Here is a 12762-nt window from a genome sequence, read left to right as displayed (position 1 = left end):
CATTAACGTCATCTCATTCCGGATTTCTCTCAAGGGGCTTCAGCTTCGCTACAATGAAGAGGTCAAAGAGACTCTTGCAGCGATAAACGAGAGAAAGAAGGAAATGACCATGACTACAGTGACGACAACGGCTGGGACAAAAGGGACGGAAGTGGGCCGTTCCAACGCCAAACGGTGGCTTATTGTACTGGGAACCGTCATTATGCAGATGGGTTTGGGAACTATCTATACCTGGAGCCTGTTCAATGCACAGCTTGTAAACAAATTCGGATGGGAGCTGTCTTCCGTCTCCATCATATTTTCCATAACCAGTTTTGCCCTGGCTTTCGCAACCTTGTTCGCAGGGCGGCTGCAGGAACGGATCGGTCTCCGCCGACTGACGGCCTCGGCAGGGATCATGCTTGGACTCGGATTGATGCTCAGCTCCCAGGCCAGCTCGCTTCCGATGTTCTATCTGCTTGCCGGTGTCATTGTCGGTTATGCAGATGGTACGGCTTACATTACTTCATTGTCCAACCTGATTAAATGGTTCCCTAAGCACAAGGGCCTGATCTCCGGCGTCTCTGTCGGTGCTTACGGCACAGGAAGCCTGGTCTTCAAATATATCAATGGCAGTCTGATTGAATCGGTTGGCGTCTCCAGCACCTTTTTCTATTGGGGATTAATCGTGATGGCCATGGTTGTGACCGGCTCACTGCTGGTCAGAGAAGCGCCGGTACCGGCTGCGCCTCCAGCAGCAGCTTCGGTACAGGCAGCAAAACCTGCCGCCGTTTCTGCAGCACCGAAAGACTATACGGTGAAAGAAATGCTGCGCACGAAAGAAGCTTATCTGCTGTTCGTCATTTTCTTCACCGCCTGCATGAGCGGACTCTACCTGATCGGAATTGTAAAAGACATCGGCGTCAAGCTGGCTGGACTTGATGTGCAGACAGCCGCGAATGCTGTGGCGATGATCGCTATCTTCAACACCGCCGGACGCCTGATTCTGGGGGCCTTATCCGACAAAATGAGCCGCCTGAAGCTCGTCGGCGCATCACTCGCCGTCACAGCTGTGGCGATGCTGACCCTCAGCTATGCGAACCTTAACTTCGGATTGTTCTTCGCCTGTGTGGCGGCCATTGCCTTCTGCTTCGGGGGCAACATTACCGTATTCCCGGCGATTGTCGGCGACTTCTTCGGGCTGAAGAACCATAGCAAGAACTATGGTGTCGTCTACCAGGGCTTCGGCATCGGCGCCTTATCCGGCTCGTTCATCGCTGCTTTCCTCGGCGGGTTCAAGCCCACCTTTATCGTATTCGGCCTGTTATGCCTGCTGGCTTGTCTGATTGCGGTTTCCCTGAAACCGCCGGTCCACAAGCGCAAAGCAGAAAAAGGAATGAGCCTGAAGCCCTTTGGGCGGACGGCCTGATCCTATATAACAAAGATGTTGGCCCATCGTTAACTAAAGAGACAACAGAGAGAAACAACCTCAAGAGATGCCCGGATGCTGTGAAAATGGCCGCCGGGCATCTTCTTGTTCGCGCAAGTCGGGTAGAACCCCCGAAGCTGTGAAGAATGATTTTGTTGTAAAGTTGGCTTTACATTTAAAAAGGTTTCTGCTATGTTTGATGTAAAGCTACCTTTACATAGATTGGAGGGAGTACATGCGTAATCATATCCGTTTGTTCCGGGAGCACGAGAAGATGACACAACAGGAACTGGCGGATCGGGTCGGAGTTTCGAGACAGACCATTATTTCGCTGGAGAGCGGCAAATATAATCCTTCAATCCTGCTTGCCCACAAGCTGGCCAGCACATTTAAAAAGTATATCGAGGAAATTTTTATTTTTGAGGAGGATGAAGATGAGTAGACAGGCGGAACAGCGGCTGAAGCGTGACCGGGTGTTGGCATTTGTGTTGATCGGCATCGGTGTGATAGCGGCTGCAGGCGGCTGGATGAATTCGTATTATAACTGGGCGGATGCCGGTTACTTCATTGGGATTGCCTGCGGGGGACTCAGTGGCGGGATTGGCAGCATGATCTCTGTTATCGCAGTGGGCAGGAGCGGCAAGCTCCGCCAGAACTATGAGCATCAACAGGATGAGCGGAATACCTATATCCGTACCCAAGCCAGAAGCGCCTCGCATCGGGTAATGTTCTATTCCTTATGTGCCGCGACCTTCGTCTCTGCCTGGGGAGGCTGGAGAACAACCACACTTTGCTTGTTGCTGATGGGTCTGAATGTGGCTGCTTATCTTTTTTATCTGATGTTCTACAGCTATAGATACTAGCGACTTTAGAGGCTAATTGGATGAAGAACTGCCCAAGGTTGGAACGGCTTGCTCTACGGTAGTATTACTACTGATTGGGCAGGCTTTTTTTGATCAAGAAGAAGCCCGTGTAACGCGGGGAAATCCGTCTGGTGAAATAGCACTCTGTGTTGTTCAGGGGATTTTTTTGTGATTTTAGGAGAGGGGATGGCACTTTTTCCGGTGCCCGGGTGTTATAGAGAATATATAGTTTGGAGGAGGTGAGGGGAACGTTGTCTAATTCGCCGGATAACAAAGAGTTGGAAGAGTGGATTGCCGACATTCAGCAGGGAGATACGGGACGTTATGCATTAATAGTTGCAGCCTTTCAGCAACCGATGTATCGCTATTGCTGCCGCCTGCTTGCGAACCGGCAGGATGCCGAGGACGCAGTGCAAGATGTATTGGTAAAGGCGTATCAGTCGATTCACCGTTATAAGCCGACGGTTCATTTTTCAGCATGGCTCTATCGGATTGCCTATAATCATTGCCTGAATTTGCTGCGCCGCCGCCGTCTGCATCGTCAGGTCATGCGTATTTTCCGGCCGGAGACGGTGGCGGCAAGTCCTGAACAAGAGCTGGACGCGTTGTTGTACAAGCCGTCTTTGGCGGCGGCTCTGTCACGGTTATCCTTAGAGGAACGGAACCTCTTGATTCTGCGGGTATTCGAAGAGAAGAGCTATGAAGAGTTGAGCGAGATTCTGAAGATTACGCCCAATGCGCTGAATAAAAGAATGGCCCGGATCAAGAAGAAAGTGAAACTCGTCATGGAATCGGAGGAGGAAGAGCAATGGAACGAACCGCAATCAGCCATGAATACCAAGATATAATGCAGGCTTCTTCCGGACAGGAACAGCTGCGGGAGATTGATGTAGTGGAGCAAGTAATGGGTCGGGTGGAGCGGCTGGCATACAATCATCCTGCGGTGTGGAAGGAGAGATTGTGCAAGCCTACGGCAGTGTTCAGTCTGCTGACGGTGCTGCTGCTCCTTTCCGTAACAGCATATGCCGCTACGGAATATATTCAGATCCGCAATAGCAAGGGTGAGGTGAAGGTGCAGTACACAGAGCCGGGTCAAACGGGAGGGACTAGCCATGTGGGGGCGGATAAGTTGGAGATGCAGGCAAAAGCTATTGCTTTTGCTAAACCGGGGGAACTGATTGCTTATTATGTAAAAGATGATGTGGTCTCGGACAAAAAAGGGGGGACGCTAAAGTTTGTGTATAAGGAGAAGCGTATAGCCGCCTATTCTGATTTCTTAAAAGAGATACGCCGGACAGGGGCGCCTGTGCTCCCGGAAGCGCCCGGAGGGTATTCCTTCCAGTATGCTTACGTCAGTCCCAACTTTCCGAACACTCCCTCTGATAAGGGGGATTCCCTGTACCTGGATATCCTGAATGAGCTAAGGAGCGAAGCGGAAAAAACTGCCGGAAACCAGAAGCTTTTTATGAAGTCTGTGCCTTGGACAACTCCAGTTATGGTCAATGCTATCTATGCAAAGGATGGCGGCACATTAAACATCTCTGCCTATCTAATGCATGGCGGCAATATGACCGTATGGCAGGAACAGGAGAATCAGACCAGCAAAGTCACTGTAGCCGGAACTGAGGTTGTCATCAACAGTGTAACCAAAGATCAGGTCAACTACCGTTATCTGGATTGGTATAACGAAGAGCAGGACGCGTATTATAATCTCACCAGTAATGGCGACAGAACTTTAAGCAGGGAGAAACTGTTGCAGCTGGCCGGCGAGTTGCTGCAGTAGTGGCAGGGCGTTCATTATAGCAGGAATGCAAAAGGCCCGAGTGAAGAGCCTGGATATCGGTAGGCTTTTCACTCGGGCTACAAGGGAAGGATTATGGGCGGGACTGAGGGAGAACGGGAGGATCACAGTTCGGATCGCTCAGATCCGGATGTTCAATAAGCTCCTTATAATGGCTTAGTTTATAGTCAATGATCTTCTGGGTTTCCTGCAGCCTGGCAATTTCACGCCCGATCGCTGCCTGATGCTCTTCAAGGATGGAGTATCTTAGCTCAAGCGTATCGCTTCCTTGGCTGCTCAGCTCCCGGTAGTGCTTCATTTCTTCTATGGTCATTCCTGTAGCTTTTAACCGCATTAAGAAAAGAATGCCCTGAAGATGTTCCCGTGTGTAATGCCTGTGCCCGTTGGCTTTACGTTCGGCGTAGGGCAGCAGTCCAACCCGCTCATAATAACGGATCGTATCTTCCGACAGACCGGTTACTTCTGCAGCCTGCTTAATCGAAGTAGCAATCTCCGGTATCGCCTGCATTTCCTGCATGGTATCCTCTCCCTTAGTAATGGTTACCAAGGAACTTCTCCATTCTCAGCAAAAAATCCTCCTGTCGGCCCGTCTTCAGGCAGTGTAGCGAGGCGTATAATCACATCCGCAGCCTGCTTGACCGTCCGGGGGCCCGTGAAACCATTAAGGTCCGTGGCGGTAAATCCCGGATCTGCCGAGTTGATTTTGAGCGGAGTGTGTTTGAATTCCTTGGCAAACATGATAGTAGCTGCATTCAGGGCTGCTTTGGAGCTGTTGTAAGCCAGCAGGTTGAAGGCCGCATGTTCATGATCCGGATCACTGTTATACGTTAACGAACCCAGTCCACTGGACAGATTGACGATTCTGCCGGCTGAAGAAGCCAAAAGCAATGGCAGCAATGCTTGTGTGACAGCGATGGTGCCGAAGAGATTGGTCTCATAAGTTTCTTTCAGGTCGGAGAGGTTGAGCTGGCTTGGAGAAACACCTCCCCCAAGTGAAATTCCCGCATTATTGATTAAGATATCCAATCTGCCAAAGTCCTGTTCGATCTGTGCCGCCGCTGCTTCAATGGAGGCTTGTTGAGTCAGATCAAGAAGGATAAATTGTGCTTTGATGCCTTCTTGCCTAAGTGACTCGGCAGCTTCCCGGCCTCTTGCCTCGCTGCGTGATCCCATCAGAACAGTATATCCCAAAGCTCCCATTTGCCGGGCCGTCTCATAACCGATTCCTTTGTTTGCACCTGTAATCAGAACTGTTTTCGCTGCATTCATCTAAGTAATCTCCTTTTCCTATTGCATAGTACGGTGGCCACCTGGTAACCAATGTACAACTTGGAGTGTACTCAAAGTCAAGGGATGAAATGCTGCAATCAAAACAATATATAAACTGGGCTCAACTTCATAATCAGCGGTTGACTTGGTCCCGGCACACCACTTGTCACCGGGACCGGCTGTGCAAGGAAGCGGACTCAGGTGCTCTTATTTGAGGTAACGAAGGGTGTTGTCCTTTTTGACGGACACAGGTGCTCTTATTGTATGATCTCTAGCCCAAAACGAGGGTCAATCAATCATTTAGCGGCTCCTGAGTCCGTGTGACCAGAGAAATGAGCTGATTTCGCGGAATAACGTTTCTCCAGTCCGTTAAGTCTGTCAATCGCTTATTTTGAGGTAGAGCCTCTTACATTTTAAGGTTCAGTCTCTATAAAAAAGGTACCCCCAGGCTTTTCGTCCGGGGATACCTTTGTTCAAATATAAGAATTTATATGTTTCACGCTATATATTATCCTTCTATTTCTCGCTGAAACACGCCGTCCCTTAAAAGGACGGCGTAGCCGTTTCTACTTGTCTGAAATGCAATAAAGCAGGATTAAATTCGGGAATCAGCCTTCCAGCAGCAGGGCTTCCGGATCTTCCAGCAATTCCTTCACCTTGACCAGGAAGCTAACCGCTTCCGAACCATCGACAATCCGGTGATCGTAGGACAACGCGATGTACATCATCGGGCGGTTCACTGTGGTCTCCTCGTCAAGGGCAATCGGGCGCAGCTGAATCTTATGCATGCCCAGAATGCCGACCTGAGGCGTGTTCAGGATCGGTGTCGAGAGCAGGGAGCCGAATACACCGCCATTGGTGATGGTGAAGGTGCCGCCTTGCAGCTCGGACAAGCCAAGGGTATTTGCGCGTGCTTTGCCGGCCAGCTCGCCAATCTGGCGTTCGATTTGCGGGAAGCTCAGACGGTCCGCATCACGGACAACCGGAACAACCAGCCCTTCTTTGGCAGCAACCGCAATCCCGATGTCATAAAATTTCTTCAGTACCAGGTCCTCGCCGTCAATCTCGGCATTGAGCATAGGATAAGCCTTCAATGCACCGATAACGGCTTTGGTGAAGAAGGACATGAACCCGAGGCCCACCTCGTGCTTCTGCTTGAAGTTATCCTTGCGGCGCTTGCGGATATCCAGAATGGCCGTCATGTCCACCTCGTTGAAGGTGGTCAGCATGGCTGCCGTCTGCTGGGCTTCCACCAGGCGGCTGGCAATCGTCAGCCGTCTGCGCGACATGCGCTTGCGCTCGACGGCTTTGCCATCCTCCGGCGCCTTGCCTGCCGCAGCTGCCGGCTTGCCTTGCGGCGCCGCAGGAGCGGGGGCCGCGGCCCCTGGCCCGGCTGCGCCATGATCCTTCACATCGGCCTGCCCAATGCGGCCGATCGGGTCACGGGCGCTGACATCGCCGAGGTCGATGCCGCGCTCCCGTGCCAGCTTCCGCGCGCCCGGCGTTGCCAGGGCGGCGGAACCGCCGGCACCTTCGGGTGCCGGCGCAGCAGCAGGGCTTGCGCTTGCTGCTGCCTGCGGAGCAGTGGCAACGCTAGCCGCGTCGCCACTGCCGCTGCTTGCAGCCGCTGCGGGTGGTGCCTCGCCAGCAGCCTTCAGTGCACTGCCGGCGCCGCTGCCGATGATGCCGATGGCTTCGCCGACGGCTACGTTCTCGCCGGCTTGCCGCAGGATGGAGGAGATGACGCCATCCTCTTCGGCGCTGATCTCCAGGTTGACCTTGTCGGTTTCGAGCTCGGCCAGCACGTCGCCTTGGCCGACCGTATCGCCTTCCTTAACCAGCCATTTGTAGATGGTTCCTTCGGATATGGATTCGCCCAGATCGGGCACTTTAATTTCTGACACAGGCCGCTACCTCCCCAAACTTAATAGTTTCTGCTATCGTGACGCCGTCTCTTTGGGAGACGGCACAGCTGCATGTTCCTGCGAGTTCATCGTCAAGGCCTCTGTAACAATTCTGCGTTGTTCAAAGCTGTGTACATCCGCGTAGCCGCTGGCCGGGCTGGAGCGCTCCGGACGGCCGATATAGCGTACCTTGGTGTTCCCGGGGGCGATGGCGCGCAGCCGGGGTTCGGTATAGCTCCATGCTCCCATGTTCTTCGGTTCTTCCTGTACCCAGATGATTTCTTCCAGAGAGCGGAAGGAAGCCAGGTGGGGGGCCAGTTCCCGCTCAGGGAAGGGATACAGCTGTTCCAGACGGAGGATATGCAGCCATGACCAATCCTTGTCGCGGCCGGACTCCAGTTCCGTCTGGAGATCAATGGCGACTTTGCCGCTGCAGACGACCAGGCGTTTGACTTCCCCGGGCTTCTGGCCCAGCAGCGGCTCCGGCAGCACGTTCTGGAACTGCCCTGACGCCAGTTCTGACCCGGCGGAGGTGCTGCGCGGATTACGGATAAGGCTCTTTGGTGTCATAATAACCAGCGGCCGGGCGTCTCCCTGTCCGCATAATGCGGCTTGACGGCGCAGCAGGTGGAAATATTGGGAGGCGCAGGTCAGGTTGGCTACCGTCCAGTTCTCCTCAGCGGACAACTGCAGGTAGCGTTCCATTCTGCCGCTGGAGTGTTCCGGCCCTTGGCCCTCATAGCCGTGCGGCAGGAGCATGACCAGATTGCTGCGTTGGGTCCATTTGGCCCGGCCTGCAGAAATGAACTGGTCGATGATGACCTGTGCAGCATTGGCGAAGTCTCCATATTGGGCTTCCCAGATGACAAAGGTTTCCGGTGCGAACACGTTATAACCGTATTCGTAGCCGAGTACGGAAGCTTCAGACAGAGGGCTGTTATACACTCCGAAGGAGGCCTTGGCGTCGGTAAGCTGATGCAGCGGCGAGAACAATTCACCGTTCTCGCTGTCATGCAGCACCAGATGACGGTGCGCGAAGGTGCCACGCTGTGAATCTTGTCCGCTCAGCCGGATAGGGGTGCCATCCTGCAAAATGGTAGCGAAAGCCAGGCTTTCCGCCAAAGCCCAGTCCACTTTCTCCCCGTCATTCAGCGCGTCCTTGCGGCGCTGCAGAATCCGCTGAAGCTTCGGATAAACCTTAAATCCCTCGGGAACCGTCAGCAATTGCCGGTTAACTTCCTGCAGGGTTTGCAGCGGTACCGCAGTGGAACGCGGCTCGGAGCTCTCCGACTGAAGGGGCACGGCAGTCTTGGCATCCGCGCTTTTGTGTTTGCCTTCTTTCATATTATCATAAGCCTGCTGAAGTTCGTGCTCTGCTTCAGCATACAGGGCCTTCACTTCTTCTTCTGTGACGACCTTCTCATTCTTGAGGCGGTCTGCGTACACATTGTATACCGTTGGATGAGTACGGACTTTGCCATAGACAATAGGTTGGGTTGTCTCCGGATCATCCATCTCATTGTGACCATGGCGGCGGTAGCCGATCAGATCAATGACAAAATCCTTCTTGAACAAATTGCGGTACGTGCTGGCCAGGCGAACCGCAGCCACACAGGCTTCCGGATCATCGGCATTGACATGAATGATCGGAATCTCATAGCCTTTGGCCAAGTCACTGGCATAATGCGTGGAGCGGGAATCTTCGCTTTCGGTAGTGAAGCCGATCCGGTTGTTGACGATAATATGGAGCGTACCGCCGTTGGTATAGCCTTGCAGCTTGCCGATATTCAGCGTCTCCGCTACGATTCCTTCACCCGGGAATGCAGCATCCCCGTGCATCAGCACGGCAATGGCTTTGTTTGTATCCAGCTTGGGCAGACCCGGCGCTTTGCGGTCCTCCTGCGCCGCGCGGGCGAAGCCCTCAACGACAGGATTGACAAATTCCAGGTGGCTCGGGTTGTTGGCCAGCGTAATCCGGGTCCGGACCGTTTCGCCTTCGCGCACGGCACGGTCAGCGCCGAGATGGTATTTGACATCCCCGGTCCAGCCATAGTTAATGCCCATGGACCCTTCCGACGGGAACAGCTCCTTGTTCGGAGAATGGTGGAATTCCGAGAAAATAATATCATAAGGTTTGCCCAGAATATGGGCAAGCACGTTCAGCCGTCCGCGATGGGCCATGCCCATCAGAATATGCTCTGCACCATCGTGAGCAGCGGCACGGACAATTTCGTCCAGCATGGGAACCAGCGCATCATTGCCTTCCAGGCTGAAGCGTTTCTGGCCGACAAAGGTCTTGTGCAGGAAGGTCTCGAACTGCTCGACCTGAATCAGCCGGTTCAGCAGCTCCTTGCGCTCTGTGTTGTTCAGAGGGGCAGGATTGCTTACGGATTCGGCCTGGCTGTTCAGCCAGCGTAATTCCTTCTCGTCATGCACATGCCCGAATTCATAGGCGATGGTCTTAGTGTAGACCTGGCGCATCCGGTGCACGGCGTCCCAGCCGGTACGGACTTCATCCGGGGCATTCTCCCAGATCAGTGAGGCAGGAAGTGCCATCAGATCCTCGCGGGTCAGTGAATAAGTCTCCGGTTCCAGCCATTTGGCCATCGGATTCTCAGCCCGCTTCAGCGGGTCGATATCTGCGGCCATATGGCCATATATACGAATATTGGCGATCAGTTTGGATGCTCTTACTGCTTTTCTAAGCCATTCGGTATCTCCCGAAACCACAGCCTGCGGAGCCAACTCGGCGTCAGGCGCCAGGGGAGGGGGACCGGAAATCGTAAAAAGATCGCGGTAATTAGGTTCTACTGAAGAAGGGTCTTTAACAAACTGTTCATATTTCTCTTGAATGTAGCCCAAATTGGGTCCGTAATACTTACTCCAAATGGATTCGTGATAGGGCTCTTTGGCTGCCATGATACATCCTCCTAACGGATGAACTCCATACGAAGGCATAGGAGCCGTCGCTGTTGGAGCTGCGATGATTGCGGTTTCATTCCTCATCTTATTGTGCTACTTTCGGAACCGGTAATCAATTCATACTTTCGTCCAATCCAATCGAAAAATGGTATGGTTCAGTTGATTTGAAGCGAAAAGAGAGATTAATAGACCTTTAGGACGAGCAAATGTCAAAAAAAGCTAATCTTTTTCTGTTTTGACTGAAAAAAATTCCAGGAAACGACACACAATTCCAGGCTCTTCTTGTATAATGTTATTGCGGCTAACGGTTTATATCATTCTAGCCAGATCCTTTCATGTAAAGGGTCCAGTAAAGGGTAAACTTGCTGAAAAGCAGGGGCACAAAGTCGCGGGTCTAAGGTAGAAATACTATGACAGCCGGACTGCCTGGGGACGCGAAATCTTAGGAGGAGATTGAGTGGATATGTCCAACCAGGGGAATAATGGAGAACAGCAGACGGTTGATCTGGATTTAGAATGGGTGTATTTATTATTATCAGCCAAGAAGGCAGGGATTGAAGCGGAGGAGGTACGCAGCTTTTTCAATCGAAAGGCGCTGCAAGCCATCTAGGCAGAGCTGCCTGAGATTGAGCAAAAGCTACATACATAAAAGGGCACAGCGCCGGATGCTGTGTCCTTTTATGTATGGCAGATTACCGATAAATAGTATACGGTTCGTGGAAATAGTGGGCTACTGGTCCTTTTGCTCAAGCCGCCATTTTTGATAATCCAGAAATTCCTTGAACTCCCGTTTGCTTACTCCTGAAGCCATGGCTTCCTGAACCAGCCGGAACCATTCTGAATCCAGGGGAGTTTCCTCGGCATCCGAGGGATTGCCGTACAGTAGGGCATGAATAGAAACCTGCAGTGCATCGGCGATTTTTTCGATGAATTGGATTGAGGGGTTGGATTGAATATTTCTTTCGACATTGCTTAAGTATGATTTGGCCACATCTGCCTTGTCTGCAAGCTCGGATAAGGATAAACCCTTCTCCAGCCGGAGATGGTGGATGCGACCACCCATATTATCTGGCACGATGACAACGCCCCTCCGTACTATTTTGAAATACAAGAAACCTCTGGCTTCCCGGTGACTTGTTTAAGTATAACAAATTTAAGTAAGACCGACAAAGAACCAGAGACGGTAGTCTGCAAATATAGGGCTTATCCCTCCCCAACCCAAAAAATACCGGCATTTCCCTGCCCGCAAGGGCGTAAGATATGCCGGTATTTGGAGAAGGCAAGGGAAGGTATTATTTCAATTCACCGATACCCTGTTTGGCGTTGAAGGTCCATTTTATGGAGATGCCGTCTCCCTGGAACTGGTTCTGGTCGTTGTTGTTCTCCACGAACTCAAAAGCGACTTTAAAGTTCTTTGAAGTACCGGCGCTGATGCCGCCGCTGAACTCCGGAAGGGTGAGGAGGTTCAGCTCCGAAAGGGCCTTCAGATCCTTGAATGTAACTTCCTGAACAACGTGTCCGGCAATGGAGCCGCTGGTATAGCTGGCGTCAAGGATTTTGACTTTATAATGTCCGCCCAGATCTTCCGTGTTGGCCGCTGCTCCGGCAGCATTAGTAACGGTATAGTCGGTCACCAGGCTAAGCTGCTTGATGTCGAGTGTGCCATCATTCTTGAGCTGGAAGCTGCGGACCGCAATGTCACCCGGCTTCATATTATTCAGGGCCACAACCTCTACAGGATTGGTATTCAGATCCAAAGTGCCTGCTGCAAACGTCGCGGTGCTTTCTGCCGTATCGCTAAAGTAAGCATAAGTTCCGCCTCCGATTAAAGACAATCCCAGTGCTGCCGATGCTACGCCAAGAGCCAATGTTTTTTTGATACCCATAATGTAAATCCTCCTCGAATTGGTTTATTAGTTTATTTGTAGACGCCTGCACCCTGGCTCGCCTGGAAGGTCCAGCTGAGCTTCAGCTTGTCGCCCTGGAAGTGGTTCTGCGGCTGAAAGTTCTCGACAAAAGCAAACTGGACGGTCAGCTTATCGGCCGTTCCGGCCTTAAGTCCTGACTTTTCTCCGCCGAGCAAGGTGCCTATCAAACCTCTGGCCACGAGATCGGGGCTTTCCTTTTCCAGTTCGGAGAGACTTTTGATGAGGACCTCAGGCTGTTGCTTATCGTTGTTCACCAGGAAGGTGACCACAAGATAATCCTTCAGGTTGTTGCTACCGTTATCACTTTTCACATCCGTAACTTCAGACAAGGTCTTCAGCATTACTTTGGTTATATCCAGGGAACCGTCGTTCTTCAGCTTGAATTCCCTGGTGATCAAATCCCCGGGTTTAAGATTGCTGAGATCCACAATCACGGAAGGGTCTGATGTAAGGCTCAAAGTGCCGTTGTTAAACACAGCGTTGCTGGAAGCAGTATCGCTGAAATAAGCGAAAGTGCCCCCGCCGATCAAGGTCAGTCCCAGTGCCGCCGAAACCATGCCCAGACCGAGTGTTTTTTTGATATTCATTTGTTCATCCCTCTCTCATTAATCTGTTTCTTGTATAAGGTGACTGGCTGTATGCGTATATTGTGCTCCACGTTTCATAA

14 protein-coding genes and 1 riboswitch are annotated in these 12762 nt (G+C 52.1%); of the genes, 7 read left to right on the top strand and 7 right to left on the bottom strand.

The window, feature by feature from the left end; all coding sequences use genetic code 11:
- Positions 1-109 precede the first annotated feature (109 nt).
- From IEY53_RS03970 to IEY53_RS03945, 6 genes are all read left to right on the top strand, one after another.
- Positions 110-1408 (top strand): L-lactate MFS transporter, encoded by a 1299-nt coding sequence (locus IEY53_RS03970; RefSeq protein ID WP_189022315.1) that lies wholly within the window; start codon positions 110-112, stop codon positions 1406-1408.
- Between the two features lie 235 nt (positions 1409-1643).
- The gene (locus IEY53_RS03965; RefSeq protein ID WP_189022314.1) at positions 1644-1850 is read left to right on the top strand and encodes a helix-turn-helix transcriptional regulator; all 207 of its coding nucleotides are present in this window, start codon (positions 1644-1646) and stop codon (positions 1848-1850) included.
- Positions 1843-2271: a hypothetical protein gene (locus tag IEY53_RS03960; RefSeq protein WP_189022313.1), complete on the top strand. Its 429-nt coding sequence runs from the start codon at positions 1843-1845 to the stop codon at positions 2269-2271. Before IEY53_RS03965 ends, IEY53_RS03960 begins: the two co-directional genes overlap by 8 nt.
- A 16-nt stretch (positions 2272-2287) precedes the next feature.
- Positions 2288-2443 carry a hypothetical protein gene (locus tag IEY53_RS03955; RefSeq protein WP_189022312.1) on the top strand — a complete coding sequence of 52 codons (156 nt, stop codon included), beginning with the start codon at positions 2288-2290 and terminating at the stop codon, positions 2441-2443.
- A gap of 79 nt (positions 2444-2522) precedes the next feature.
- A complete protein-coding gene (locus tag IEY53_RS03950; RefSeq protein ID WP_189022311.1) occupies positions 2523-3119 on the top strand; it encodes an RNA polymerase sigma factor in 597 nt (198 codons plus the stop codon).
- Positions 3080-4054 carry a hypothetical protein gene (locus tag IEY53_RS03945; RefSeq protein WP_189022310.1) on the top strand — a complete coding sequence of 325 codons (975 nt, stop codon included), beginning with the start codon at positions 3080-3082 and terminating at the stop codon, positions 4052-4054. Before IEY53_RS03950 ends, IEY53_RS03945 begins: the two co-directional genes overlap by 40 nt.
- A 91-nt stretch (positions 4055-4145) precedes the next feature.
- On the opposite strand, the gene IEY53_RS03940 is transcribed toward IEY53_RS03945, so the two are convergent.
- From IEY53_RS03940 to IEY53_RS03925, 4 genes are all read right to left on the bottom strand, one after another.
- Positions 4146-4619: a MerR family transcriptional regulator gene (locus IEY53_RS03940; protein ID WP_229695968.1), complete on the bottom strand. Its 474-nt coding sequence runs from the start codon at positions 4617-4619 to the stop codon at positions 4146-4148.
- Complete coding sequence (locus IEY53_RS03935; protein WP_189022309.1) at positions 4613-5341, bottom strand: SDR family oxidoreductase; 729 nt, start codon at positions 5339-5341, stop codon at positions 4613-4615. The genes IEY53_RS03940 and IEY53_RS03935 overlap by 7 nt, the downstream gene beginning before the upstream one ends.
- A 608-nt stretch (positions 5342-5949) precedes the next feature.
- Positions 5950-7245 carry a 2-oxoglutarate dehydrogenase complex dihydrolipoyllysine-residue succinyltransferase gene (odhB, locus tag IEY53_RS03930; protein WP_189022308.1) on the bottom strand — a complete coding sequence of 432 codons (1296 nt, stop codon included), beginning with the start codon at positions 7243-7245 and terminating at the stop codon, positions 5950-5952.
- A 33-nt stretch (positions 7246-7278) separates the two neighbouring features.
- A complete protein-coding gene (locus IEY53_RS03925) occupies positions 7279-10164 on the bottom strand; it encodes a 2-oxoglutarate dehydrogenase E1 component (protein ID WP_189022307.1) in 2886 nt (961 codons plus the stop codon).
- Positions 10165-10512: 348 nt separating this feature from the next.
- A riboswitch (cyclic di-GMP riboswitch) is annotated at positions 10513-10597 on the top strand.
- Between the two features lie 33 nt (positions 10598-10630).
- Between IEY53_RS03925 and IEY53_RS03920 the strand changes: the two genes are divergently transcribed.
- The gene (locus IEY53_RS03920) at positions 10631-10777 is read left to right on the top strand and encodes an anti-repressor SinI family protein (RefSeq protein ID WP_189022585.1); all 147 of its coding nucleotides are present in this window, start codon (positions 10631-10633) and stop codon (positions 10775-10777) included.
- A gap of 120 nt (positions 10778-10897) precedes the next feature.
- Here the strand turns inward: IEY53_RS03920 and IEY53_RS03915 are convergent, their stop codons facing one another.
- The 3 genes from IEY53_RS03915 to IEY53_RS03905 all read right to left on the bottom strand — a co-directional run bounded on the left by IEY53_RS03915 (position 10898) and on the right by IEY53_RS03905 (position 12682).
- Positions 10898-11230 (bottom strand): helix-turn-helix domain-containing protein, encoded by a 333-nt coding sequence (locus IEY53_RS03915; protein ID WP_229695989.1) that lies wholly within the window; start codon positions 11228-11230, stop codon positions 10898-10900.
- Between the two features lie 229 nt (positions 11231-11459).
- The gene (locus IEY53_RS03910) at positions 11460-12053 is read right to left on the bottom strand and encodes a TasA family protein (RefSeq protein WP_189022305.1); all 594 of its coding nucleotides are present in this window, start codon (positions 12051-12053) and stop codon (positions 11460-11462) included.
- A gap of 32 nt (positions 12054-12085) precedes the next feature.
- On the bottom strand, positions 12086-12682 hold the full coding sequence (locus IEY53_RS03905; RefSeq protein ID WP_189022304.1) for a TasA family protein: 597 nt from the start codon (positions 12680-12682) through the stop codon (positions 12086-12088).
- Positions 12683-12762: the final 80 nt, after the last annotated feature.

Source organism: Paenibacillus albidus (assembly GCF_014644435.1).
GTDB classification, from domain to species: Bacteria; Bacillota; Bacilli; order Paenibacillales; family Paenibacillaceae; genus Paenibacillus_AQ; species Paenibacillus_AQ albidus.
Note: the sequence above shows the minus strand (reverse complement) of the source record. Positions and strands in the feature narration are given on the sequence as shown.